This is a genomic window from Burkholderia sp. BCC0397 (genome assembly GCF_902832865.1).
Classification (GTDB): Bacteria; Pseudomonadota; Gammaproteobacteria; order Burkholderiales; family Burkholderiaceae; genus Burkholderia.
In genome coordinates, this window is record NZ_CADFDL010000012.1 from 192,427 (window position 1) to 217,119 (window position 24,693).

General features: G+C 67.2%; 26 protein-coding genes. 17 read left to right on the plus strand and 9 right to left on the minus strand.

Going from position 1 to position 24,693, the window contains the following annotated elements; all coding sequences use genetic code 11:
- The first annotated feature begins 5 nt into the window (after positions 1 to 5).
- The 11 genes from HWX03_RS28700 to HWX03_RS28750 all read left to right on the plus strand — a co-directional run bounded on the left by HWX03_RS28700 (position 6) and on the right by HWX03_RS28750 (position 9,235).
- A complete protein-coding gene (locus HWX03_RS28700; RefSeq protein ID WP_175873579.1) occupies positions 6 to 899 on the plus strand; it encodes a branched-chain amino acid ABC transporter permease in 894 nt (297 codons plus the stop codon).
- Positions 892 to 1,779, plus strand: a complete 888-nt coding sequence (locus HWX03_RS28705) for a branched-chain amino acid ABC transporter permease (RefSeq protein ID WP_175873580.1) — start codon at positions 892 to 894, stop codon at positions 1,777 to 1,779. The genes HWX03_RS28700 and HWX03_RS28705 overlap by 8 nt, the downstream gene beginning before the upstream one ends.
- Complete coding sequence (locus HWX03_RS28710; protein ID WP_175873581.1) at positions 1,776 to 2,561, plus strand: ABC transporter ATP-binding protein; 786 nt, start codon at positions 1,776 to 1,778, stop codon at positions 2,559 to 2,561. The genes HWX03_RS28705 and HWX03_RS28710 overlap by 4 nt, the downstream gene beginning before the upstream one ends.
- Positions 2,558 to 3,277 (plus strand): ABC transporter ATP-binding protein, encoded by a 720-nt coding sequence (locus tag HWX03_RS28715; RefSeq protein ID WP_175873582.1) that lies wholly within the window; start codon positions 2,558 to 2,560, stop codon positions 3,275 to 3,277. The genes HWX03_RS28710 and HWX03_RS28715 overlap by 4 nt, the downstream gene beginning before the upstream one ends.
- Positions 3,274 to 4,671 carry an MFS transporter gene (locus HWX03_RS28720; RefSeq protein WP_175873583.1) on the plus strand — a complete coding sequence of 466 codons (1,398 nt, stop codon included), beginning with the start codon at positions 3,274 to 3,276 and terminating at the stop codon, positions 4,669 to 4,671. Before HWX03_RS28715 ends, HWX03_RS28720 begins: the two co-directional genes overlap by 4 nt.
- A gap of 106 nt (positions 4,672 to 4,777) precedes the next feature.
- On the plus strand, positions 4,778 to 5,674 hold the full coding sequence (gene rfbA / locus HWX03_RS28725; RefSeq protein WP_174385779.1) for a glucose-1-phosphate thymidylyltransferase RfbA: 897 nt from the start codon (positions 4,778 to 4,780) through the stop codon (positions 5,672 to 5,674).
- On the plus strand, positions 5,671 to 6,252 hold the full coding sequence (gene rfbC / locus HWX03_RS28730; RefSeq protein WP_175821182.1) for a dTDP-4-dehydrorhamnose 3,5-epimerase: 582 nt from the start codon (positions 5,671 to 5,673) through the stop codon (positions 6,250 to 6,252). The genes rfbA and rfbC overlap by 4 nt, the downstream gene beginning before the upstream one ends.
- Entirely contained in the window at positions 6,249 to 7,133 is an 885-nt protein-coding gene (rfbD, locus tag HWX03_RS28735) for a dTDP-4-dehydrorhamnose reductase (protein WP_175873584.1), read from the plus strand. Before rfbC ends, rfbD begins: the two co-directional genes overlap by 4 nt.
- Positions 7,130 to 8,146 carry a dTDP-glucose 4,6-dehydratase gene (rfbB, locus tag HWX03_RS28740; protein ID WP_175873585.1) on the plus strand — a complete coding sequence of 339 codons (1,017 nt, stop codon included), beginning with the start codon at positions 7,130 to 7,132 and terminating at the stop codon, positions 8,144 to 8,146. The genes rfbD and rfbB overlap by 4 nt, the downstream gene beginning before the upstream one ends.
- Positions 8,147 to 8,329: 183 nt before the next feature.
- Entirely contained in the window at positions 8,330 to 8,773 is a 444-nt protein-coding gene (locus HWX03_RS28745; protein ID WP_175873586.1) for an Hsp20/alpha crystallin family protein, read from the plus strand.
- A gap of 36 nt (positions 8,774 to 8,809) precedes the next feature.
- The gene (locus tag HWX03_RS28750) at positions 8,810 to 9,235 is read left to right on the plus strand and encodes an Hsp20/alpha crystallin family protein (RefSeq protein ID WP_244107256.1); all 426 of its coding nucleotides are present in this window, start codon (positions 8,810 to 8,812) and stop codon (positions 9,233 to 9,235) included.
- Between the two features lie 179 nt (positions 9,236 to 9,414).
- Here the strand turns inward: HWX03_RS28750 and HWX03_RS28755 are convergent, their stop codons facing one another.
- The 5 genes from HWX03_RS28755 to HWX03_RS28775 form a co-directional block, all read right to left on the minus strand.
- Positions 9,415 to 10,413, minus strand: coding sequence for a transketolase family protein (locus HWX03_RS28755; RefSeq protein WP_175873587.1), 999 nt, complete (start codon positions 10,411 to 10,413; stop codon positions 9,415 to 9,417).
- The gene (locus HWX03_RS28760) at positions 10,410 to 11,255 is read right to left on the minus strand and encodes a transketolase (protein WP_175873588.1); all 846 of its coding nucleotides are present in this window, start codon (positions 11,253 to 11,255) and stop codon (positions 10,410 to 10,412) included. Before HWX03_RS28760 ends, HWX03_RS28755 begins: the two co-directional genes overlap by 4 nt.
- A 49-nt stretch (positions 11,256 to 11,304) precedes the next feature.
- On the minus strand, positions 11,305 to 12,630 hold the full coding sequence (locus HWX03_RS28765; RefSeq protein ID WP_175873589.1) for an MFS transporter: 1,326 nt from the start codon (positions 12,628 to 12,630) through the stop codon (positions 11,305 to 11,307).
- Positions 12,631 to 12,704: 74 nt separating this feature from the next.
- Positions 12,705 to 13,454 carry a glucose 1-dehydrogenase gene (locus HWX03_RS28770; RefSeq protein ID WP_175873590.1) on the minus strand — a complete coding sequence of 250 codons (750 nt, stop codon included), beginning with the start codon at positions 13,452 to 13,454 and terminating at the stop codon, positions 12,705 to 12,707.
- A gap of 163 nt (positions 13,455 to 13,617) precedes the next feature.
- Entirely contained in the window at positions 13,618 to 14,517 is a 900-nt protein-coding gene (locus HWX03_RS28775; RefSeq protein ID WP_175873591.1) for a LysR substrate-binding domain-containing protein, read from the minus strand.
- A 224-nt stretch (positions 14,518 to 14,741) separates the two neighbouring features.
- On the opposite strand from HWX03_RS28775, the gene HWX03_RS28780 reads away from it, so the two are divergent.
- Together HWX03_RS28780 and dctA are read left to right on the plus strand one after the other, a co-directional pair.
- Positions 14,742 to 15,665 carry a LysR family transcriptional regulator gene (locus HWX03_RS28780; RefSeq protein ID WP_175873592.1) on the plus strand — a complete coding sequence of 308 codons (924 nt, stop codon included), beginning with the start codon at positions 14,742 to 14,744 and terminating at the stop codon, positions 15,663 to 15,665.
- Positions 15,666 to 15,699: 34 nt separating this feature from the next.
- Entirely contained in the window at positions 15,700 to 17,028 is a 1,329-nt protein-coding gene (dctA, locus tag HWX03_RS28785; protein WP_175873593.1) for a C4-dicarboxylate transporter DctA, read from the plus strand.
- A gap of 24 nt (positions 17,029 to 17,052) precedes the next feature.
- Here the strand turns inward: dctA and HWX03_RS28790 are convergent, their stop codons facing one another.
- Together HWX03_RS28790 and HWX03_RS28795 are read right to left on the minus strand one after the other, a co-directional pair.
- Entirely contained in the window at positions 17,053 to 17,835 is a 783-nt protein-coding gene (locus HWX03_RS28790; protein ID WP_175873594.1) for a substrate-binding domain-containing protein, read from the minus strand.
- Between the two features lie 64 nt (positions 17,836 to 17,899).
- A complete protein-coding gene (locus tag HWX03_RS28795; protein WP_175821165.1) occupies positions 17,900 to 19,195 on the minus strand; it encodes an MFS transporter in 1,296 nt (431 codons plus the stop codon).
- Positions 19,196 to 19,531: 336 nt separating this feature from the next.
- On the opposite strand from HWX03_RS28795, the gene HWX03_RS28800 reads away from it, so the two are divergent.
- Entirely contained in the window at positions 19,532 to 21,040 is a 1,509-nt protein-coding gene (locus HWX03_RS28800) for a GGDEF domain-containing protein (protein ID WP_175873595.1), read from the plus strand.
- A gap of 124 nt (positions 21,041 to 21,164) precedes the next feature.
- On the opposite strand, the gene HWX03_RS28805 is transcribed toward HWX03_RS28800, so the two are convergent.
- Positions 21,165 to 22,064 (minus strand): LysR family transcriptional regulator, encoded by a 900-nt coding sequence (locus HWX03_RS28805; RefSeq protein WP_175873606.1) that lies wholly within the window; start codon positions 22,062 to 22,064, stop codon positions 21,165 to 21,167.
- 110 nt (positions 22,065 to 22,174) lie between these two features.
- On the opposite strand from HWX03_RS28805, the gene HWX03_RS28810 reads away from it, so the two are divergent.
- Together HWX03_RS28810 and HWX03_RS28815 are read left to right on the plus strand one after the other, a co-directional pair.
- Positions 22,175 to 23,038 (plus strand): NmrA family NAD(P)-binding protein, encoded by an 864-nt coding sequence (locus HWX03_RS28810; RefSeq protein WP_175873596.1) that lies wholly within the window; start codon positions 22,175 to 22,177, stop codon positions 23,036 to 23,038.
- A gap of 259 nt (positions 23,039 to 23,297) precedes the next feature.
- Positions 23,298 to 23,696, plus strand: a complete 399-nt coding sequence (locus HWX03_RS28815) for a cupin domain-containing protein (protein WP_175873597.1) — start codon at positions 23,298 to 23,300, stop codon at positions 23,694 to 23,696.
- Positions 23,697 to 23,973: 277 nt separating this feature from the next.
- On the opposite strand, the gene HWX03_RS37075 is transcribed toward HWX03_RS28815, so the two are convergent.
- Positions 23,974 to 24,246: a hypothetical protein gene (locus HWX03_RS37075; protein WP_244132806.1), complete on the minus strand. Its 273-nt coding sequence runs from the start codon at positions 24,244 to 24,246 to the stop codon at positions 23,974 to 23,976.
- Between HWX03_RS37075 and HWX03_RS37080 the strand changes: the two genes are divergently transcribed.
- Positions 24,245 to 24,439 (plus strand): hypothetical protein, encoded by a 195-nt coding sequence (locus tag HWX03_RS37080; protein WP_244132807.1) that lies wholly within the window; start codon positions 24,245 to 24,247, stop codon positions 24,437 to 24,439. The two genes, HWX03_RS37075 and HWX03_RS37080, sit on opposite strands and share 2 nt — an antisense overlap.
- The last annotated feature ends 254 nt before the right edge of the window (positions 24,440 to 24,693 follow it).

A 24,693-nucleotide genomic window follows, 5' to 3' on the forward strand; every position in this document is an offset into this window, starting at 1 on the left:
TCGCCATGCTGTCATTCATTGTCGACGTATTGATCCGCACCGCCGATCTGCTGCTCGTGTCGGTCGGTCTGTCGACACTCTATTCGCTGATCCGCTTTCCCAACATCGCGCATGTCCAGTACGCGATGCTCGGCGCATTCGCGACGCTCTGGCTGGAACGCGCGGGGCTGCCGTTCGCGCTCGCGACGGCCGTGTCCTGCGCGCTGGTCGGCACCGCCGCGACGCTGTTGAACCTGTTCGTGTTCGCGAGGCTGCTGCGTTCGGGCAGCGCGGTGGCGATGATCGGCTCGCTCGCGATCTCGATGCTCGCGGTCGCGCTGGTGCTCGGCGTCGCCGGCTCGCGGCCGCAGCAGTATGCGCAGGACGTGCATCCGCCGCTATCGATTGCCGGCGTCGCGCTTTCCGTGCCGCAGTTGAGCTCGATCGCATGCGGCGCCGGCGCGCTCGCGATCTTCGCGGCGCTGCTGTACCGCACCGGCCTCGGGCGCGCGATGCGTGCGCTCGCATCGAACCGCGCACTGGCACTTGCCACCGGCATCGACGCGACGCGCGTGACCAACGTGATCACGTTCGCGAGCGGCGTGCTGGCGGCGCTCGGCGGCACGATGCTCGGCGCCACCGAGAGCGTGCACGTGAATCTCGGCTACGGGCTGCTGATTCCGGTGTTTTCCGCGGCGATCCTGGGCGGCCTCGGCAATCCGCTCGGCGCCGCGGCCGGCGCGCTGCTGATCGCGGTGGCCGAAACCGTCGCGTTGAACGTCGATTTCGGCGGGCTCGTCGATCGGCCGATGCAGTTCTTTCCGGTCGAGTATGTCGGCGCGGTGTCGTTCGCGATCCTGCTCGTCGCACTGATCTTCCGGCCCTACGGCATCTTCGATCGGGAGGTACGGCGTGTCTAGCTTCGTCATCCATCTGCTGACCGTCGGCTGCCTGTACGCGACGATGGCGCTCGGGCTGAACCTGCAGGCCGGCTATGCGGGCCTCGTCAATTTCGGCTTCATTGCGTTCAGCGGGCTCGGCGCGTACGCGGCCGGCATCGCGTCGCAGCTCGGCTGGTCGTTGCCTTCGGCGCTGGCGCTCGCGCTGGCCGCCGCGGGTGCGCTGGCGATCGTCGTCGCGCGGCTCGGGCGGCAGCTCTCCGCCGACTACTGGGGGATCGCGACGCTCGCGATCGCCGAGATCCTGCGCACGATCGCGCTCAACGAAAGCTGGCTCACCGGCGGCGCGCAAGGCATCGGCGGCATCGCGCCGCTGTTCCCCGGGCTGCGGGCGCCGTGGGCTGATCTCGCCTTTCTCGCGGTCACGGCCGGCTGCCTCACGCTCACCTATGCGACGTACCGGCGCCTGACCGCAAGCCGCTTCGGCCGGGCGCTGAAGGTGATGCGCGAAGAACCCGCGCTGGCGGTCTGCTTCGGCTACGATCCGCTCGCGCTGAAGACACGTGCGTGCATCGCGGGGGCGCTGCCCGCCGCGCTCGCCGGGGCGCTCGCCGCGTGGTACATCGGCTATGTCGGGCCGGACGCGATGATCGCGTCCGAGACCTTCGCGCTCTGGACCGTCGTGATGGTCGGCGGACTCGGCAGCCACATGGGCGTGCTGGTCGGCACGCTGATCGTGCAGGCCGTCTACGCATTGGCGCCGTTTCTCAAGGACTGGCTCGATGTCGGCAGCGACCTGACCGGCGCGGTGCGGCTGGGCCTGGTCGGCCTGATGCTGCTCGCGTGCGTGATCTGGCGCCCGCACGGGCTCGTGCCGGAACGCCTGGAGGTGCGGCCATGAGCGCGCTGCTCGATCTCGACGGCGTGACGATCCGCTACGGCGAGAACGTCGTCTTGTCCGGCGTCACGCTGTCGGTCGACGGCGGCGAGATCGTCGGACTGCTCGGCCCGAACGGCTCCGGCAAGAGCACCGCGCTCAACGCGATCACCGGCTTCGCGCCGCTCGCGGCGGGCGCCATCCGCTTCGACGGTCAGCGGATCGACGCGCTGTCGCCGCACCGGATCGCCCGGCTGGGGGTGCGCCGCACGTTCCAGTTGCCGTCGATGCCCGCGCGCATGTCGGTGCTCGAACTCGCGATGGCGGCCTCGTCCGCGCGCCACGGGATCGCCGCCGCACTCTGGCGCGGCCGCGCGACGCGCTCGCTCGATGCCGATACCCGTGCGCGCGCCGCCGCGCTGCTGGACGAGCTGAAGCTGTCCGGCGTCGCGCACCTTTCCGCCGCGTCGATTTCCGGCGGCCAGAAGAAGCTGCTGGGCATCGCCTGCGCGATGATGACCGAGCCCAAACTGCTGCTGCTCGACGAGCCGACCGCCGGTGTGCACCCGAACCTGCGCGGCGAACTGATCGACGAGCTGCAACGGATTCGCAAGCAAGGCGTCACGCTGGTCGTCATCGAGCACGACATGCATTTCATCCGCGAGCTATGCGACCGCTGCGTCGTACTGGACCGCGGCGTGACGATCGCGAACTGCCGTCCGGCCGAACTGGAGCGCAACCGTCGCGTACTCGACGCGTATCTCGGGCGCGCGCATGCCGCCCCTCGTCCGCTGGAGGCGTCATGATCGACGTGCGCGAACTCGTCGCCGGCTACACGCCCGAAGTCGACATCCTGCATGGCGTGTCGCTCACGGTCGGCGCCATCGACATCGTGACGATCCTCGGCCCGAACGGCTGCGGAAAATCGACGTTGCTGAAGGCGATCGCGGGCTTCGTGCTGCCTCGTGCGGGCAGCGTGACGATCCAGGGCGCCGACGTGGCGCGCGTGCCGGTCCATCGAAAGATCCGCGAATACGGCATCGGCTTCGTGCCGCAGACCGACAACGTGTTCGCGTCGCTGACCGTGCGCGACAACCTGATGCTCGGCGGTCAGTCGATGTCGGCGTTTCCGCGCGAGGCGCGGATCGACGAGCTGTGCGAGCAGTACCCGGTCCTGCGGCGGCGCTACCGGTCGCCTGCCGGCGCATTGTCCGGCGGCGAGCGGCAAATCGTGTCGCTCGCGCGCGCGCTGATGCCGCGCCCGGTGCTGCTGCTGCTCGACGAGCCGTCGGCCGGCCTGTCGCCGAAGATGGTCGACGAGGTGTTCGACGCGATCGTCCGGATGCGCGACACCGAGCACATCGGCGTGCTGATGGTCGAGCAGAATGCGATCGAGGCGCTGCGCATCGCGGATCGCGGCATCGTGCTGACGATGGGGCGCGTCGCACTCGAGGGGCCCGCGGCCGACTTGCTCGACAGCGACGAGATGCGGCGCCTGTACCTCGGCGGGAGGGCCGCATGAGCGGCGGCGGCGCCGCGCCGGCCGCCGGCGCGTACGCATCCGCGGCGGCGCGCCCCGTGCTCGTGATGGTCGCGCTCGCGTGCGGCTTCGTGATGGCCATGCTCGACGTGACGATCGTCAACGTCGCGCTGAAGGCCATGGCAACCAGCCTGTCGATGTCGCTGACCGCGCTGGTGTGGGTCGTCGATGCGTACACGCTCAGCTTCGCCGCGCTGCTGCTGCTCGGCGGCGCGCTCGCGAACCGCTATGGGTCGAAGGCCGTCTACGTCGCCGGGCTCGCGCTGTTCGTCGGCGCATCGGTGCTGTGCGCGGCCGCGCAGTCCAGCGGCGCGCTGGTCGCGGCGCGCCTCGCACAGGGCGTTGGCGCGGCGCTCTTCATGCCGAGTTCGCTGAGCCTGCTCACGCTCGCGTTCCCGCCGGGACCGCTGCGCACGCGGATGATCGGCATCTGGGGCGCGCTGGTGTCGGCCGCGATGGCGCTCGGCCCCTGCGTCGGCGGCGTGCTGGTCGACGCGATCGGCTGGCGCGGCATCTTCTGGGTGAACCTGCCGGTCGGTATCGCCGGCCTGTGGCTCACGTACCGGCATATCGCGCGGGCGCCGCGTCATCCCGGCCCGTTGAATGCGCTCGGCCATCTGTTCGGCGCGCTCGCGCTCGCCGCGCTGAGCTTCACGCTGATCGAAGGGCCCAGCGCCGGCTGGCGCTCTCCGCCGATCATCGCCGGCGTGGCGGCGACGTTGGCTGCAACCGCCGCATTCGCATTACGCGAGCGCTACGCGAACTCGCGCATCCTGTCGCCGGCGCTGCTCGCGAACCGGCGTTTCGTCGCGGGCAGCACGCTGGGCCTCGCGATCAACTTCGGCATTCTCGCCGAGATCTTTTTATTGAGCCTCTATTTGCAGAACGTTCGCGGCGCGAGCGCACTCGTCGCCGGATTCGAGCTGTTTCCGTTGATGGCGATGTTCGGCATCGGCAACCTCGCGTCCGCGAAGGTCAGCGCCCGGCTCGGCGCGCGCCGCACGCTGCTCACCGGGCTCGCGCTCGCCGCGCTCGGCAGCGTGGCGCTCGTCGGCGTCGCGGCGATGCCGTATCCGGCGCTGGCCGTCGCGGTCGGCCTCGCGAACTTCGGCGCCGGTCAGGCCATTCCGGCGATGAATCTCGTCGTGATGCAGTCGGCCGATGCGGCGGACGCGAACCTCGCCGCCGCGTCGCTGAACGCAAGCCGGCAGATCGGCTCGCTCGTCGGCATCGCGATCGCATCGGTGATCCTGCACGTGGTCGACGATCCGGACCGCGCGACCGCCATCGGCTTCGCGGTGATCGCCGCGCTGTACGCGCTCGGCTTCGCGATCGTATTTCGTGCGATTCACGCTGGCGGCGCCGAGCAGCCGTAGCCGGGCGACGGGTATCGACGGTAATCAGTGCAATCAGTGCAAGCGACGCATTCGGTGTATTCCACGTATCACGCACGCATTTTTTCCTCTTGCAGCGAGGGACCTCATGCAAACAGCGATTGGCCGTAAAGGACTGATTCTGGCGGGCGGCTCGGGCACCCGGCTCCATCCGCTCACGCATTCGGTATCGAAGCAATTGATGCCGGTGTACGACAAACCGATGATCTATTACCCGCTCAGCACGATCATGCTGTCCGGCATCCGCGACGTGCTGATCATCTCGACGCCGCGCGATCTCGACGCGTTCCAGCAATTGCTCGGCGACGGCAGCCAGTGGGGCATGAACTTCTCGTATGCGGCGCAGCCGAGCCCCGACGGTCTTGCCCAGGCGTTCGTGATCGGTGCCCCGTTCATCGGCCGCGACGCGGCGACGCTCGTGCTCGGCGACAACATCTATCACGGGCCCGCGCTGTCGTCGCTGCTGCAGCAGGCCGCCGCACGGACGACCGGCGCGACCGTGTTCGGCTACTACGTGCGCGATCCGGAACGCTACGGCGTCGTGTCGTTCGACGCGCACGGCCGCGCGATCGATCTCGAGGAGAAACCGCGCGAGCCGAAGTCGCACTATGCGGTCACCGGTCTCTATTTCTACGACAACGACGTCGTCGAACTCGCGAAGGCCGTGCGCCCGTCCGCGCGCGGCGAACTGGAAATTACCGACCTGAACCTCGCGTATCTCGCGCGCGGCGCGCTGAACGTCGAGATCCTCGGGCGCGGCTACGCATGGCTCGACACCGGCACGCACGAATCGCTGCTCGACGCGGCCAATTTCATCCAGGTGATGCAGGCGCGGCAGGGCCTGCAAATCGCGTGCCCCGAGGAAATCGCGTACCGGCTCGGCTGGATCGATGCGGAGCGGCTCGAAACGCTCGCCCACAAGCTCGCGAAAAGCGGTTACGGCCGCTACCTGCTCGATCTGCTGAGCAAGGAGGTCGCGGCATGACACGGGTCATCGAGACGCCGTTGCCCGGCGTGCTGCTGATCGAGCCCGGCGTGTTCGGCGACGCACGCGGCTTTTTCGTCGAAAGCTTCCGGGCAAGCTGGCTGCGCGACGCGGGCGTCGACGCAACCTTCGTCCAGGACAACCAGTCGCGCTCGCGTCGCGGCGTGCTGCGCGGGCTGCACTACCAGCGGGTGAATCCGCAAGGCAAATTGGTGCACGCGGCGCGCGGCGCGGTCTACGACGTCGCCGTCGACATCCGGCGCGGCTCGCCGTCGTTCGGCTGCTGGTTCGGTGCGCAGCTCGACGACGTATCGCACCGGATGCTCTGGATTCCGCCCGGTTTCGCGCACGGCTTTTGCGTGTTGTCCGACGAGGCCGACTTCGCGTACAAGTGCACGCAGTACTACGATCCCGAGTCGGACGCGGGCGTGCGCTGGGACGATCCGGAGATCGGCATCGACTGGCCGGCATCCGGCGCGCCGTATCAGTTGTCGGACAAGGATCGGCGGCAGCCTCCGCTCGCCGAACTGGCCGCCGGCGCGCCGGCGCTGCTGCCGGCATACGGGAGCGCGCGATGACGATCGTCGTGACCGGCGCACTCGGCCAGGTGGGCCGCGAACTGGTGCTGCACGCGGGCGAGCAGCCGCTCGTCGGGCTGTCGCGGGCCGCGCTCGACATCGTCGATGCCGACGCGGTGCGCCGCGCGCTCGACGAACACCGCGCCGCGCTCGTGATCAATGCCGCGGGATGGACCGCCGTCGACCGTGCGGAGGCCGAGCCCGATGCCGCGTGGCGGGCCAACCGCGACGGCCCCGCCGTGCTGGCCGACGCGTGCGCCGCGCTCGGCATTCCGTTGATCCATCTGTCGACCGACTATGTGTTCGACGGCCGCATGCCCGGCCCGTATGCCGAAACCGCTACCGTCGCGCCGCTCGGCGTGTACGGCCGGAGCAAGCTCGCGGGCGAGGAAGCGGTACGCGAGCGACTGCCCGACCGTCATCTGATCCTGCGCGTCGCATGGGTATTCGGCGCGCACGGCGGCAATTTCGTGCGAACCATGCTGCGCGTCGGGCGTGAGCGCGAGGTCGTCGGCGTCGTCGCCGATCAGTATGGCGGCCCGACGCATGCCGGGGCGATCGCCGACGCGCTGCTGACGATCGCGGCGCGATACCGGGCCGGTGAAGCGCTGCGCTGGGGCACTTATCACCTGTGCGGCACGCCCGTGACGACGTGGCACGGCTTCGCCGAAGCGATCTTCACCGGTGCGCGGCGCGCCGGCCTCATCGACCGCGTGCCGCTCGTCCGGCCGATCCGGACCGACGCCTATCCGTTGCCTGCGCCGAGACCGGCGAATTCCGCGCTCGACTGCAGCCTCCTGCGAGAAAACTTCGGGGTCGAATCGCCTTCGTGGATCGCGGGTCTCACCGAAGTGCTCGCCACCTGGAAGAGAACATCATGAGCTATCGACCCAAACATGTTCTGGTGACCGGCGGCGCCGGCTTCATCGGCGCCAATTTTGTTCGTCATCTGCTCGAAAGCGACCCGCAGGTCAGCGTCACCACGCTCGATCTGCTGACCTATGCCGGCAGCCTCGACAATCTCGGCGACGACCTGCCGGGGGCCGATCGTCATCGATTCGTCCTCGGCGACATCTGCGACCGACCGCTCGTCGAGTCGCTGCTGCGCGACCATGCGATCGACACCGTCGTCCACTTCGCGGCCGAAAGCCACGTCGACCGCTCGATCGACGGCCCCGGCGAATTCGTCCGCACCAACGTGCTCGGCACCTGGACGCTGCTCGATGCGTGCCGCCAGCTGTGGTTGAACGATCAAAAACTCGGCCGGGCAGACGCCCTCGCGCGCCGCCGCTTTCACCATATCGGCACCGACGAGGTGTACGGCTCGCTGGGCCCCGATGACCCACCGTTTTCCGAAACGACGCCGTATGCGCCGAATTCTCCGTACTCGGCCACCAAGGCAAGCTCGGACCATCTCGTACGCGCGTATTTCCATACGTATGGATTGCCCGTCACCACGACGAACTGCTCGAACAATTACGGGCCCCGCCAGCACGGCGAGAAGTTCATTCCGACCGTGATCCGTCATTGCGTCGACGGCACCGACATCCCCGTGTACGGCGACGGCGCCAACGTGCGCGACTGGCTGTACGTCGACGACCATTGCCGCGCGATCGACGCGGTGATCCGGCGCGGGACGGTCGGCGAGACCTACAACGTCGGCGGCTGCAACGAATGGCGCAATGTCGACATCGTCGCGCTGATCTGTACGCTGCTCGACGCGCGACGGCCCGAACACGCGCCGCATGCGCGCCTCGTCCGGTTCGTCACCGATCGCCCCGGTCACGACCGGCGGTATGCGATCGATGCGGGGAAGCTCGACCGCGAACTGCAATGGCGGCCGGCGGAAAGTTTCGAAACGGGGATCGTGAAGACGCTGGATTGGTATATATAAAAGGCCGCTCTCGTCATCCCCCTTGAAATTCACGCGCCGTGTCCTATTTTAGGTATCGCTCAAGGCAGTCGCGGTTGACGCGCTGCGTGTTTCGATTTGTTAGTCAGCGACCTTCTCGCGGATGGACGAACTGGAGCGCGTGGTCCGGTTCGTTCCCCGCTGGGGACGCAACAGGAGCCAATCATGAGCGATATCTTCTTCCCCACCGATCTGCTGGCGGAATTCGACCGCCTGCAACGGCAGATGGCCGGCATGTTCACGGGCTTGCCGGCCAGTCTGCGCGCCCCGCGGCCCGGTGCGTTTCCACCGGTCAATATCGGCAGCACCGACGATACGGTCGAGATCGTCGCGTTCGCGCCGGGTCTCGACCCCGCCAAGATCGACATCTCCGTCGATCGCCGGCTGCTGTCGATCAGCGGCGAGCGCATACCCCCGGACGATGGCACGACCGACGACGAGCGGCGCATCTATGCGAACGAGCGGTTCATGGGCGTGTTCCGCCGCGTGGTCGAACTGCCGCAGGATGCGGACCCCGACAAGATCGAGGCCCGCTATACGGACGGCTGCCTGACGATCAGCGTCGGCAAGTCGGAAGCGTCGAAGCCGCGGGCGATTACCGTCCAGTAAGCAATACGACGTCACGAACGCATGACGGAGGACATCATGAGTGACACGAACACGACTGAACTGACCGCCCGTCCGGCCGATACGCGAACGGCCGTGACGAACCGTGAAGCGGCTCAGCGCGACACGCCGCGCACGCGCATTGCGCCGGCTGTCGACATCGTCGAGGATGCGCACGGCATCACGTTGTACGCAGACCTGCCGGGCGTGCCGCGCGACAAGCTCGACGTCCGCGTGCACGACGGCAACCTTGCCATCGAAGCGGAGGCCGTCATTCCGACGCCAGCGGGATTGCGTCTGCAGCACGGCGAAGTGCAGCATCCGCACTTCTCGCGCGCCTTCACGCTCAGCCCGGATTTCGACGTATCGCGCATCGACGCGCAACTGCGCGACGGCGTGTTGAAGCTGAGCATCCCGCGGCGCGAGGAAGCGAAGCCGCGGCGGATCCAGGTGACGGCGGGGTAAGCAGACGCACCGGGAGCGTTGCATGAAATCGGCGCAAGCCCCGAGGCTTGCGCCGGTTCACGCGCGGCGTGCGAGCGTTCCGCGTCGGCGCAGGCGGCCTGAGCGTTGCGCGCCGACACGCGGGCGCCGGACGGCCGACACATCAGTCAACGCGTCACGAACGCCGAACGTTCGACCGGTCACCCCAGCCACGACCTGATATTCGCGCGCATCGCGCCAGCCGAGATCCCGTACCGGTCGTGCAACGTCGGCAACGCGCCCGCGGCGAGGTACGCATCCGGCAGTGCGATCTGACGGAACGGTACCGCGACGCCGGCCCCGAGCAACGCGGTCGCGACCGCTTCGCCGAGCCCGCCGATCGTCGTATGGTTCTCCGCGACGATCACCATGCGCCCGTTGCGTTCGGCCTCGCGGACGATGGTCGCCGTGTCGAGCGGCTTGATCGTCGGGACGTGCAGCACGGCGACATCGACGCGATCGGCTTCCAGCGCCTTCGCGACCTCGAGCGCACGCATCGTCATGATCCCGGACGAGATCAGCAGCACGTCGTTGCCGTCGCGCAGCAGCTTGGCCTTGCCGAGCTCGAAACGGTAATCGTATTCGTCGAGCACGGCCGGCACGTTGCCGCGCAGCAGACGGGCATACACCGGCCCCTTGTGCGCGGCGATGGCCGGCACCATCTGTTCGATGTCCAGCGCGTCGCACGGATCGATCACGGCCATGTTCGGCATCGCGCGCATCAGCGCCAGATCCTCGGCGGCCTGGTGGCTGGGCCCGTAGCCGGTCGTGAGCCCCGGCAACGCGCACACCAGCTTCACGTCGAGATTGTCCTCGGCGATCGCCTGATGAATGAAGTCGTACGCCCGGCGCGTCGCAAACACCGCGTAGGTCGTGACGAACGGCTGCGCGCCCTCGTGCGCGAACCCGGCGGCGGCCCCCATCAGCAGTTGCTCGGCCATGCCCATCTGGTAGTAACGCTCAGGGAATGCCTTCGCGAAGATGTGCAGGTCGGTGTACTTGCCGAGATCGGCCGTCATCCCGATCACGTTGTCGTTCGTGCGTGCGAGTTCCGTCAGCGCATGGCCGAACGGTGCGGAGCGGGTCGCCTGCCCTTCCGCCGCGATGGACGCGATCATCGCCGAAGTCTTCAGGCGCGGCTTGTTGTCGACGGTGCTCATGCGTGTCTCCCTGCTTCGAGTGCGTCGAGCGCGAGTTGCCACTCGTGCGCGTCGACCCGGATGAAATGGCTCTTCTCGCGTGCTTCGAGGAACGGCACGCCGCACCCCATCTTCGTGTCGCAGACGATGATGCGCGGCTGCGGCGCGTCATGCCGGCGCGCGTGGTCGAACGCGCGTTTCACCGCGTCGATGTCGTTGCCGTCCACCCGTTGCACGTACCAGCCGAACGCCGCGAGCTTGTCGACCAGCGGCTCGAACGCCATGACCTGGGTCGACGGGCCGTCGGCCTGCTGGTTGTTCACGTCGACGATCGCGATCAGGTTGTCGAGCTTCCAGTGCGCGGCCGACATCAGCCCTTCCCAGATCGCGCCTTCGTCGAGCTCGCCGTCCGAAAACAACGTATAGACGAACGCATCCGAGCCCTTGCGCTTCAGGCCGAGACACCGGCCGACCGCGATCGTCAGGCCCTGCCCGAGCGAGCCGCCGGACATTTCCATGCCGGGCGTGTAGCTCGCCATGCCGGACATCGGCAAGCGGCTGTCGTCGCTGCCATAGGTTTCGAGTTCCCCGGCCGGCAGGATGCCGGCTTCGAACAGCGCCGCGTACAGCGCGATCGCATAGTGCCCGTTCGACAGCAGGAAGCGGTCGCGCCCTTCCCAGTCGGGATCGTCGGCGCGATAGCGCATCGCGCCGAAATACGCGACGGCCAGCACGTCGGCGATGTCGAGCGCCTGGCCGACATAGCCCTGCCCCTGCACTTCGCCCATCAGCACGGCGTTTCTTCGGATGCGGTACGCGCGCTCGGCGAGCGTGACCGCTTCATGGATGGTTTCGGTAGCCATCGATCACTCCAGTATCGGGTCGGAAGGAATGCAAATTAATCAGCGGTTATCAGCGGTTGACCGATCGCGGCACGAGGAACACCAGCAGCGCACCGGCCGTGATCGCGACGGAGATGAACACGAGTCCCGCGGTGGACTTGCCGGTCAGGTCGTTCAGCCAGCCGACGATCGCCGGCGAAAAGAAGCCCGCCAGGTTCGCGAAGCAGTTGACCGCGGCGATGCCCGCTGCCGCCGACATCCCGCCCAGCAACGCGGTCGGCAGCGACCAGAACTGCGACGACGACGCGAGGATGCCGGCTGACGCGATGCTCAGGCACACGATCGACGCGCCGACGCTGCCGAGCATCGGCAACGTGGCGAAGCCCGCCGCCGCGACCAGCATCGGCACCGCGAGATGGAAGCGGCGCTCGCGGCGGCGATCCGCGCTGATGCCGATCAGCGGCAGCGCGACGATCGCACAGGCATACGGAATCGCGGTGAACAGGCCGACCCACAGCGGATCGGCCACGCCGGCCTTGCGAATGATCGTCGGCAGCCAGAACGTGAGGCCGTACTGACCGAGCACCACGCAGAAGTAGATCGCGGCCATCAGCCACAGGCGGCGATCCGCGACGAACGTACGGATCGACAGGTGGGCGGTGGTGTGCGCGGCATCGGCCGACACGTTGCGCGCGAGCAAGGCTTTCTCGGCGTCGGTCAGCCATTTCGCGCCGGCGATGCCGTCGTCGAGATACAGCAGGATCGCGAAGCCCAGCACGAACGACGGCAGCGCCTCGAGCAGGAACAGCCACTTCCAGCCGGCCATCGACATCGCGCCGTGCAGCGAATGCATGATCGCGCCCGACAGCGGCCCGCCGATGATCCCGGCGAGCGGAATCGCCATGAAGAACAGCGACAGCGCCTTCGCGCGCCGCGCCGACGGGAACCAGTACGTGAGGTACAGGATCACGCCCGGCGCGAAGCCTGCTTCGGCGACGCCGAGCAGAAACCGCAGCACGTAGAACGCGGTGGGCGACTTGACGAACACGAAGCTCGCCGAGATCACCGCCCACGTCAGCATGATGCGGGCGAGCCAGCGGCGCGCGCCGACGCGATGCAGGATCAGGTTGCTCGGCACCTCGAACAGGAAATAGCCGAGGAAGAAGATGCCTGCGCCCATCCCGTAGACCGTTTCGCTGAAGCGCAGATCGTTGAGCATCTGCAGTTTCGCGAAGCCGACGTTGACGCGATCGAGATACGCGCCGAGGTAGCACAACATCAGGAACGGGATCAGCCGGCGCGCGACCTTCGCGTAGGTAGCCGCTTCGAACGTCTGCGCATCGTCCCGTTGCAGCGTCTCGCCCTGGACGGGCGGTGCGGGGTACTTTGCTCTCATCTTTGTCTCCTGCCATGGCCCCGGGTTGTCCCGGGTGCATGATGGTCGGCGCCGCGCATCGGGCGGCGCCGTTCTCAGTGAATCAGCATCCCGCCATTGACGTCGAGCGTGACGCCCGTCAGGTAGCTCGACAGGTCGCTCAGCAGGAACAGGCACGCATTGGCGACATCGGCCACATCGCCGAGCCGGCCGAGCGGAATGCCCTTGATGATGTCCTCGCGCATGTCGGGCGTCAGCTTGTCGCCGGTGATGTCGGTCTGGATCAGGCCCGGCGTGATCGAATTGACGCGGATACGGTCGGCGCCGAATTCGCGCGCCATCGCCTTCGCGAGGCCGAGCACGCCGGCCTTGGCAGCGCTGTAGTGCGGGCCGCCGAAAATGCCGCCGCCGCGTTGTGCGGAGACCGACGACATGCAGACGATGCTGCCGCTGCGCTGCGCCTTCATCGCGGGCAGCACCGCTTGCGACATGTAAAGCGTGCCACGCAGGTTCACGTCGACGATCGCATCGAAGTCGCGCCCGGAAATGTCCAACGTGCGCACGGGCTGCGTGATGCCGGCGTTGTTCACGAGGCCGTCGATGCGGCCGAAGCGCTCCAGCGCCGCGCGGGCTGCCGCCCCGCACGCGTCGCGGTCGGTCACGTCGCAGGCGAGGCCGAGATGATCCGGGCCGAGTTCGGCGGCGGCCGCTTCCGCGTCTTCGCGGCGAAGGTCGAGGATCGCCACGCGTGCGCCGTGCGCGGCCAGCGCGCGGGCCGTGGCCTTGCCGATACCGCGCGGCGATGCGGCGCCGGTCACGATGATGGTCCTGTTGTCGAGCAACATCGCTTGTCTCCTGGGTTGATGTGTTGTCCGGAGTGTCGGCTCACCGGACACCCGCATCAACGCGGAAACGCTCAGCCATAGTTGAGAAAATTTCAGATGACGGCGCGCGGCCCGCCACCGATGCTGCAACGCAAAATCATGTATGCGCCGGCGGACGCGATGCTCAACTGGCCCCGCCGTGCGCCGCGACCTCCCGCTCGATCCACGCCAGGAAGCGCTTCACGCGCGGCAATTCAGCGTTCTGTCGCGGGTAAACGAGATGATGCGCGCCGACTTCGACCGCAAGGGTCGCGTCGAACACCGGCACCAGCAGCCCTTCGCGGATCTTCACCGACGCGAGCATCAGGCTTTCGAGCGCGATGCCGAGGCCGAGCGCGGCGGTTTCGAGCGACATGTACGAACGGTCGAACGAAAAATCGAAGGTCTTCTGGGCCGCGAGCGGCACGCCGGTCCGGCCGAACCACTGCTTCCACTGGACCAGCGGCGTTTCGGAATAGATCAGACGATGCGCGAGCAGGTCCTCCGGCGCGTTCACCGGATGCCGTTCGAGATAGCGCGGCGACGCGAGCGGCGCGATGAACTCGCCGCGCACCGTCTTCACTTCGAGATTGTCCCAGTTGCCGTAGCCGTGCCGGACATCGATATCGTAGAAACCGTTCGAGAACGACACGTTTTCGTACGAGCACGCAAGGTTCAGCTGGATATCGCCGTTCGCTTCCTGAAACGACGACAGCCGCGGCAGCAGCCACATCAGCCCGAAGCTCGGGCTCGAATGCACGCGCAGGATGTCGACTTCGGTACGGCTCGACGCGCGCTCGGTCGCGCGGCTCAGGTCGGCGAGCGAACCGGTGACGTCGGCCAGGTAGCGCTCGCCGGTCGGCGTGAGGACGAGGCCGCGCCCCGAACGCTGAAACAGCGGCTGACCGATCTGCGATTCGAGGTTGCTGAGCTGATGACTGACGGCGGACGCGGTCAGGCCGAGCTCTTCCGCCGCGCGGTTCACGCTTTTGGTCCGGGCGACGCTTTCGAACGCGATGATGGCCTTGAGCGGCGGAATGCGCATGCTGGCATCCGTTGAAGAGAGCGGCTCGCCCGACTGGCCGGCGGCAGGCGCCAGCGCTGGAGCATTGCCCGGGCAAAGCGATACGGTACATCAGGAAGCGGCGTCGGGACGATCGATGCGCGGCGCGGCGCACCGCGCCAACGCCGCCGCATGGACGACGCGACACGCATGGCGCGGCCGGAATCATGCAAAATGCTCCGCATCTGAGTGGCGGAGATTTACCGGTGGGCATCAATTTCGATTTGACGGACTTGCAGGCGTTTCGCGCGGTCGTGGAAACGGGCAGTTTCCGCAAGGCCGCCGAAGCGGTCAGCCTCTCCCAGCCTGCGTTGAGCCGCCGGATCGACAAGCTCGAGGACGCGCTCGGCGTGCGGCTCTTCGAGCGCACCACGCGCCGCGTCGCCCTCACCACCGTCGGCCGCGTGTTCGCGCAGAGCGCCGAACAACTGCTCGACGATCTCGACGCCGCGCTGCTCGGCATCCGCGACGTGTCGTCGAGCCGCCTGGGCCATGTGACGATCGCCTGCGTGCCGTCGGTCGCCTACTACTTCCTGCCCCCCATCATCGCCCGCTATCATCAGCGCTTTCCGCGCATCCGGGTGAAACTGCTCGACGCCAGCGCCAACGAGGTGCTCGGCGCCGTGATCAGCGGCGAGGCGGATTTCGGCGTGAGCTTCATCGGCAGCCAGGAGGCGGAGATCGAGTTCAAGGTGCTGCTCCAGGAACGGTTCGTCGCCGCCTGTCGCCGCGACCACCCGCTCGCGCGCAAGAAGCGCGTGACCTGGAACGAACTTTACGAGCACGATTACGTATCGGTGGACAAGACCTCCGGTAACCGCCTGCTGCTCGACCAGGCACTGGCCGCCGTCGCGCCGCGTACGCCGAGCGTCTGCGAGGCGCGCCACGTCACGACCCTGCTCGGGCTGATCGAGGCGGGGCTCGGCGTCGCCGCGGTGCCGTCGATGGCGATGCCGGGCCATGACCACCCTGTCCTCACGAGCGTGCCGCTCGTCGAGCCGGCCGTGAAACGGCGCGTGGGCATCGTCAAGCGGCGCGGGCGCTCGCTGACACCGGCCGCCGAGGCGTTTCACCGGATGATCGTCGACGCGAAGCGCGGCGATGCCGCCGGCGGCGGCACATCGGCATGACGGCCACTGAACGGAAACGAAGGAAGACCGCATCGTGTGGGGGACCCGGCTGTTCAAATCGCTTTACGTGCAGGTCCTGCTCGCGATGATGCTCGGCATCGGCATCGGTCACGTGTGGCCGGCGGCGGGCGCAATGCTCAAGCCGCTCAGCGACGCGTTCGTCGGGCTCGTGAAGATGACCATCGCGCCGATCGTCTTCTGCACGATCGTGTCGGGCATCACGTCGTTGTCGAACGGGCGGGCCATCGGCCGCACGATCGTGCGGGCGCTCGCGCTCTTCTATCTGCTGACCGCCGCCGCGCTCGCGCTCGGGCTCATCATCGCGTACGTGCTGCAACCCGGCGCCGGCATGCATATCGACGTCCATCATCTGGATGCGAGCATCCTGGCGCCGTATGCGAAGCATGCAGAGCCCCGCAGCCTGGTGGCGTTCGCGCTCGGCGTGATTCCGGACACGATGCTCGGCGCGTTCGCCACCGGCGAAGTGTTGCCGGTGCTGCTGCTGTCGCTGTTGTTCGGCTTCTCGCTGAATGCGCATCCGCGCGCCGCCCGGCCCGTTCTTGCGCTGATCGACGGCATCGCCCAGGTCGTCTTTCGCGTGCTCGCGATGATCATGCGGCTCGCGCCGCTCGGCGCATTCGGCGCGATGGCGTTCACGGTGGGCCGCTTCGGCATCGGCTCGGTCGGCTCGCTCGCGAAGCTGATGGTGGCCTTCTATGTGGCCTGCGCGCTGTTCGTCGCGCTGGTGCTCGCACCGCTCGCGCGACTGCACGGCTTCGCGCTGTGGCGGCTCTTGCGCTACCTGCGCGAAGAGCTGCTGATCGTCCTCGCGACCTCGTCCACGGAGCCGGTCCTGCCGCGCCTGATCGTCAAGCTGGAAGCGCTCGGCTGCGACAAGGGCGTCGTGGGGCTCGTGCTGCCGGCCGGCTATTCGTTCAATCTGGACGGTACCGCGATCTATCTGACGCTCGCGGCGTTGTTCATCGCGCAGGCATGCGACATCCCGCTATCCGCGCCGCAGATCGCGACGATGCTCGCGATCATGCTGCTCACGTCCAAGGGAGCGGCCGGCGTGTCCGGCAGCGGCCTCGTTGCGCTGGTCGCGACGCTCGCCGTGATGCCCGACCTGCCGGTCGCCGGGGTCGCGCTGCTGGTCGGCATCGATCGCTTCATGTCGGAAGCACGCGCGCTGACCAGCGTGATCAGCAATGCGTGCGCGGTGATCTTCGTGTCGTCGTGGGAAGGCGCGTGCGATCGGTCGCGTCTTGCGCAGCGGCTCGCGGTGGCCGGGGCGGCCTTGCCGAACGGGGCCGATGAAGACAGTGCCGCGGCAGACGGCGGCGGTGACGGGAAGACGGTCTGATACGCGCCCTCCCGTCGATCGGGCTCAATGCGCGGAAACGGAATCCAGGCCGGTCGATTTCACGTCGGCCTGCACGTCGGGCGACGCAAGATAGTCGAGCAGCGCCTTCGCTTCCTGCGGATGCTGCGCGCCGACCGGGATGCCGGCGGCGAAGCGCGTGACGGACTGCAGCGATTCGGGAATCTTGCCGACGAAGGTCGCGCCCTTGACGGGCAGCAGCTCGCTGACCTGCTGGAAGCCGATTTCGTAGTCGCCGTTCGCGACGACCGACGCCACCGGAATCCGCGGGATCATCTTCGCCTTCGACTTCATCTGCTCCTCGATGCCGAGCTTCTTGAACAGCTCGCGCTCGATATACACGCCGCTCGCGCTGTCCGAATAGGCGATCGATTTCGCGTGCAGCAGCACCTGCTTGAGGCCTTCGGCGGTGCTGATGTCGGGCTTGGCCGCGCCGTCGCGCACGACCATGCCGATGCGCGAGTCGGCCAGCTCGACGCGGGATTCGGGGATGACCTTGCCCTGCTTGATCAGATCGTCCAGCGCGTAGCCGACCATGATGACGGCGTCGGCGGGCTCGCCGCGCGCGAGCCGGTTCGGAATCGCTTCGGGCGACTTGCCCATCGACGGGCCGAGCGCGGTCGCGAGCGTATTGCCCGTCGTGGATGCGAACCGGGGGCCGAGCACCTTGTAGGCGGCGGTGAAGCCGCCCGAGCTCATCACGTGCAGTTCGGCGGCCTGCACGTTGGCCGCCACCGCCGCGGTGGCGACGAGCGCGGTCGCGCAAAATTTCAGGAGCAGATTTCTCATGGTCGTGGTGGTGCGGATTCGTGGGTATGGGTGAACATTCCGGAGCGTTCCGGATGGGCCGGCATCAATGCGCCGGCGTCAACGTCGCTGCGCGGCGACGATAGAGCGCGAACGTCGCGAGCAGCGCGCACACCGCGGCGAAGCTCATCCAGTAGCCCGGTGCGGCCTTGTCGCCTGTCATGTGAATGAGCCCGGTCGAGATGGCCGGCGTGAAGCCGCCGAACACGGCCGTCGCGAGGCTGTAGGCGAGCGAGAAGCCCGCGACGCGCACCTGCACCGGCATCACTTCCGTGAGCGCCACGACCATCGCGCCGTTATAGATGCCGTACATGAACGAGAGCCAGAGCAGGACCAGCAGCATGTTGACGAACGACGGCGCGTGAGCGAGGAACGACAGCGCCGGGTAGGCGGTCGCGACGGCGAGCACCGTCATGCCGACCAGCAGCGGCCGGCGGCCGATCCGGTCGGACAGCGCGCCGCCGATCGGCAGCCACACGAAGTTCGACACGCCGACGCAGAGCGTCACGAGCAGGCTGTCGGCGGTGCTCAGATGCAGCACGGTCTTGCCGAAAGTCGGCGCGTAGACGGTGATCAGATAGAAGCTCGTGGTGGTCATCGCGACCAGCATCATGCCGGCGATCACGACGCCCCAGTTCTGGACCAGCGTACCGAACACTTCCTTCATGCCCGGACGATGCTTGCGCGCCTTGAATTCCTGGGTTTCTTCCAGGTTGCGGCGCAGCATGAAGATGAACGGCACGATCATGCAGCCGACGAAGAACGGCACGCGCCATCCCCAGGCGGCGATCTGCGATGCGCTCAGCCACTGATTGAGCACGAAGCCGAGGCCCGCCGCGATGACGATCGCCACCTGTTGGCTCGCCGATTGCCAGCTCGTGAAGAAGCCTTTGCGCCCGGGCGTCGCCAACTCGGCGAGATAGACCGATACGCCGCCCAGTTCCGCGCCCGCGGAGAAGCCCTGCAGCAGCCGGCCGATCAGCACGAGCACGGGCGCCAGCAACCCGATCGTCGCGTAGCCCGGCACGAACGCGATCAGGATGGTGCCGCTCGCCATGATGGACAGCGTGACGATCAGGCCCTTGCGGCGACCGACCTCGTCGATGTACGCGCCGAGCACGATCGCGCCCAGCGGCCGCATCAGGAAGCCGGCGCCGAACACGGCGAAGGTCATCATCAACGATGCGAACTCGCTTTGCGCGGGGAAGAAGACGTTGGCGATCTGCGTGGCGTAGAAGCCGAACAGGAAGAAGTCGAACTGCTCGAGAAAATTGCCGGCCGTGACGCGAAAGATCGCGGCGGCCTTCGAGCGTTCGGCCGGAAGGCTGGACGAGGGATGCATCGGGGGTGTCTCCTGAAAACCAGAAATACGGGAGGGGCTGATCGATTGTCGTTTTCCGGCATGTTGGCGCGGTATCGATCAAACGATAAGTGCAATTTTTGGAATGATTGATGCAGCATGGTTATCAATCGACGCGATCCGCGGCGTGGGGCCGGACGGCGAGCGGGCGTATCGCCGCGTGGCCGCACACGTTTGCGTCGCCGCGCCGGGCCGAGGTCGTCGATGGGCTGTCGATGGGCGGCCATGCCGGCCTCGATTTTCGGCTAACCGTGCCGTTAACCGGGATTGGACCCGCGCCGGCGCAGTTGCAGCCGGCATCTCAAAACGAGCGCGAGCATGCCCGCATTCACTTCGATCGAGAAAATCGCCGACTGGGCCGGACGCCACCCGTTCGTCGTCGGCGCGTTGGGCACGCTGATGTCGCTCGCGGCGCTCGGGATCAGCGCGGTGACGTTGTGGGTCGCGCGCAGCGAAGTCGTCGAGCACGCGCACGAGACGTCGCGCAACGTCGCGGCCGTGCTCGCGAGCCAGATCGCGAGGACGGTCGAAACGTCGAACAATGCGCTGATCGCGCTGGCTGCCGACCTCGGCAAGCCGGCCGTGCAGCGCATGGACGCCGGGCTGCGGCACGACCTGCTGTTCGAGCGCACCGCGGCGCAATACGTGACCGGCATGGGCGTGACCGACCGGCGCGGCCAGCTGATCGACGGGTGCTGCGGCTCGACCCACCGGTGGGACTTCGCCGATCGCGACTACTTCAAGGTCCATCGCGATGCGGACAACGTCGGGCTCTACGTATCGCAGCCCTATCGCGCACGCTCGCGCAGCGGCAAGGAATCCATCGCGCTGTCGCGGCGCATCGAGCGGCCCGATCATGCGTTCGACGGGATCGCGGTCGTCGCCGTCGATCTCGCTTACTTCGAGCATCTGCTGTCCCGCCTCGATGTCGGGCCGAACGGGGTCAGCGCGATCGTGCGCGCGGACGGCACGATCCTCGCGAGAAACCCGTCGTTGAACGACGGCCAGATGAACCTCCTGCGTCGCTCGAAATCCTTCAAGCGGATGGTGAACAGCGAATCGGGCTTCTATCCCGCGCGCTCGAGCATCGACGGCATCGTGCGGTTGTATACCTTCCAGCGGATACTGGGCACCCCGCTGATCGCGGTCGTCGCGCCGGCCGAAAGCGACGTGCTGGCCGGCATCCGGCGCCTGTCGTGGACGGTCGGCGTGTCGGCATCCGTGATCTGCGCATTGTTCTGCGCGGTGGTCTGGTTGCTGGCCTTCGCATTGCGGGACAACTTCCGCAAGCAGACGCTCTTGACCGATCTCACGCGTACCGATCCGTTGACCGGACTGCGCAATCGCCGCGCGCTCGATACCGCGCTGGCCGACGAATGGGAGCGGCTGCAGCGCGGCAGCGGCGGCAGCCTGTCGGTGCTGTTCATCGACGCCGATCACTTCAAGCAGTACAACGACCGGCACGGGCACGCGCTGGGCGACACCGCGCTGCGCTTTCTCGCCGAATGCATCCGTGCGCATACGCGGCGGCGAGGCGACCTCGCCGCGCGCTACGGCGGCGAGGAATTCGTCGCGGTGTTGCCCGATACGGATGAAAACGGCGCCGCGCGGGTCGCCGACGCGATTCGCCGCGAGGTCGAACGCAACCAGCTCGACGGGTTTGCGGAAACCGTGCCGGCTTTCACCGTCAGCATCGGCTGTGCGACCGGCCGGCGCGCGCGGCACGCTTCCGTGCACGCGCTGACGCATCAGGCGGACATGGCGCTTTACCGCGCCAAGCGCGAAGGCAGGAACCGCGTGTGTCGCGCGCCGACGGAGCCGCGGTGAACGCCGCGGTTCGAATCGAAATGGGCGGCGGCACGCGCGCCTTGCCAATCGCGACGGCATCCCGCTCAGGACATCGCGGTGATCGCGGGCACGACGCGCATGCGCTGCCGCGATCGCGGCCGTTTCACTGCCCGGGTTCGATATACGCAGCCAGTTCTTCCGGCTGTCCTGACGGAAACGCGTCCTTCAGGTGATCGAGAAACGCGGAAACGCGCGCGCTCAATAGTCGCCTGGACGGATACAGCGCCCATAGTGCGATCTCGGGCCCCGGCACGTCGCCCCAACTGACGAGCGTGCCGGCGGCAAGGTCGCGGCTCACGAGCGATATCGGCAGGCACGCGGCGCCCAGGCCGAGGCGGACCGTATCGCGCACCATGACCAGCGACGACAGCCGCGCCACCGGTTCGACCGGTACGCGCGCCGTCCCGGCCGGGCCCGTGACCTCCCATGCGGAGCGGGTGTCGTTCGCGCCGCGCACCACGGCCGGTGCGGGTGCGTCGCCGCCCGGCCGCGCCAGCTCGGGCGTCGCGACGACGGCCAGCCGGTCGCGCAGGATCACGCGCCCGATCAGGCTCTCGTCAGGGTCCGGGTTCACGCGGATCACGAGGTCGTACCCTTCCTCGATCATGTCGACGGGCCGGTCTTCGGTCGTCACCTCCAGCCGGACGTCCGGGTATCTCAGCGCGAACGTCGCCACCAGCTTCCCCATCGCGAACTGGGAAAACAGCATCGGCGCGCTGATGCGCAGCCGGCCGCGCGGCCGCTCGCTCCCCGCTGCAATCGCCGACGCGCTGTCGGCCAGCTCCGCGAGCAGCGCGCCCGTCCGCTCGTAGAGCGCGCGCCCTTCCTGCGTGAGCTTCACGCCGCGCGAGCCGCGCTCGAACAGACGCAGCGACAGGCTGTTCTCCAGTTCCGCCACGCGGCGCGACAGCGTCGCCTTCGGGCGATCCGCGACCCGCGCGGCTTCCCCAAAGCTGCCATGGCGGGCGACGAGGTTGAAATCGGCAAGCGCGAGCAGGTCCATGTGTTCCACCATTGAGACGACACGTCTATTTATCACATCTTCCGGATCGTTTGTGGATCACTTAACTTACGTGGGCAGTCAATCCCATCGTTACCTCAGGAGTGAACATCATGACCATTCTCGTTACCGGCGCCACCGGCCGCGTAGGCCGCCAGCTCGTCCGTCAACTCGTCGATCGTGGCGCCGACGTGCGCGTGCTGGTGCGCGATCCGGCCAAGGCCGATTTTCCGGCGGCCGTGACCGTCGCACAGGGCGACATGCTCGACGTCGACGCGCTGCGGGCGGCGTTCTCCGGCGTCCGCACGCTGTTCCTGCTCAACGGCGTGGCGGGCGACGAATTCACGCAGGCGCTGATCGCGCTGAATCTCGCCCGCGAAGCGCGCATCGAGCGCGTCGTCTATCTGTCGGTCCTGCACGCCGACCGCTTCGTGAACGTGCCGCACTTCGCGGTGAAATCCGGCGCGGAGCGGATGATCGAGCAGATGGGCTTCAGCGCGTCGATCCTGCGGGCCGCGTATTTCATGGACAACGAGTCGATGGTCAAGGACGTGATCGTCGGGCACGGCGTCTACCCGATACCGATCGGCGGCAAGGGCGTCGCGATGATCGACGTGCGCGACATCGCGGAAGTCGCGGCGATCGAATTGATCCGCCGCAACGATGCGCCCGGCAAGCTGCCGATCGAGACCCTCAACCTGGTCGGGCCCGACACGCTGACCGGCACGCAACTGGCGTCCATCTGGTCGGAGACGCTCGGCCGCCCGGTTGCCTATGGCGGCGACGATCCCACGCCGTTCGAAGCCAATTTCGCGAAGTTCATGCCGAAATGGATGGCATACGAAATGCGGCTGATGGCCGAACGCTACGTCAGCGACGGGATGGTGCCCGAGGCCGGTGACGTCGAGCGGCTGACCACGATCCTCGGCCGCCCGCTGCGGACGTATCGCGACTTCGTGGCGGCGCTCGCGCGTTGAGCGCGGTGCCGTGCTTTCATGTGCCGCGGCAGTGCAGCCAGTCGTCGAGCGGTTGAACCGGTGGCATGCGCGGCCGGTTCGCCGCGACCGCCATGCTGTCGCCGGTGACGGTGGCCCGGCGTGCGTGGCGGATTTCGCGGCATCCGGACGTCGAGCAGCGAAGTGGCGGCGTCAATATAATCGGCTGTTCCTGGATGCCAACGATCGGCAGCCAGCCGGTTTCGATCCCGACTGCATACGACTGCCCACTGGAGACGAGATGACCTTGCCCGCCCTTCCGTTTGCCGAATCGTTCGACCTCGAGGCTGCCTTCGCCGACGTATCCGAATACTGGTCGCCGAAGGTCGTCGCGAAGGTCAACGATCAGTACGTGAAGGTCGCGAAAGTACGCGGCCAGCTCGTGTGGCACGGCCATGCGCACGAAGACGAGCTGTTCTTCGTCGTGCGCGGCCGCCTCAGGATCGAGTACGAAGGCGGCCGCGTCGTCGACGTGCCTGCCGGCTCGATGCACGTCGTGCCGCGCGCCACGCAGCATAATCCGGTCGCGGACGACGAATGCTGGATCGTGCTGATCGAGCCCGTGCAGACCCGGCATACCGGCGACGTCGAGTCGCCACTGACCCGCACGATCGACGAGCAGCTGGGTCGGGCGCGCTGAATTCGTCGGCCGCGGCGGGGCCGAGGGTTACAGCATGACCTGACTGACCAGCCCGTACAGTCGAACGTAAGCATCACCTGCACGCAGTCCTCGTCGGCCACGACCCGTTGCCACGCACGCCCGACCGGCACGGACACATCCACCGGCAGCTCACGTTCGCCGCAAACGTAGATCGCGCGCAGCACCTCCAGCGCGTCGATGACCGGATGCGGGGTTTGCGACGCAAACGGCAACGTCAGCAACTTCGCGAGCATCGCACGGGCGACGCGTTGTTTGGTCAGCAGTTGTGCGCATGAGCGCTCGCGTGGCTCAGACCGTTTTGGGCAAGCGTCGTGTCGGCCAGTTGCGCGAAATGCTCGATCAGCTCGTCGTGCGCCAGAGTGGTGTCCGTTGCGAGCGCTGTGACCTCCGTCGCGAATTCGCGCAATTGCGCCGTCAGGTCAGGCCGCTTCGCGTCGACCTCGCTGCCGGCTTCGTTGGCCGTCTTGTGCTGTAAACGGGGGAGCATCCACAGCAGCTGGTCGGTGGCAACGCAAAACGCGTAACGCATGAAACAGATTGCCTCGAGCCGGCGCATGGGCAAATGGATGCGCTTGCTCACGGATGGCGGCTGGTTGGCGCCGCGCATAGTGCTGCACCACCGCCTCGTTCCATTGGGTCGACTGGTCGCGATGCCCGCCGAAATTGATCAGGCGCTCGATCTTGCGAAACAGATGGCCCATCTGGTTCGTCGAGTTCCGTAACGGCACGGACCAGAGCCACTGCTGCAGGCTGACGCCTGCCCGATTCCGGTCGCGGCAACAGTAATCGAACGCCGAGTTGCTGAAGCGTCGCCGATATATTATGAAATTTTCATTATTTTTCTGGCACTTCTTTCAGGCAATGCGATACAGCGCCTCGACATCTCCGGAGAAATTTCGATGAAAGGTATCCGTTATTTCACCGAGGAAATTTTTCATTTCGTCAGAAATTCGCAATTTTAGAATTCTCAATCGGC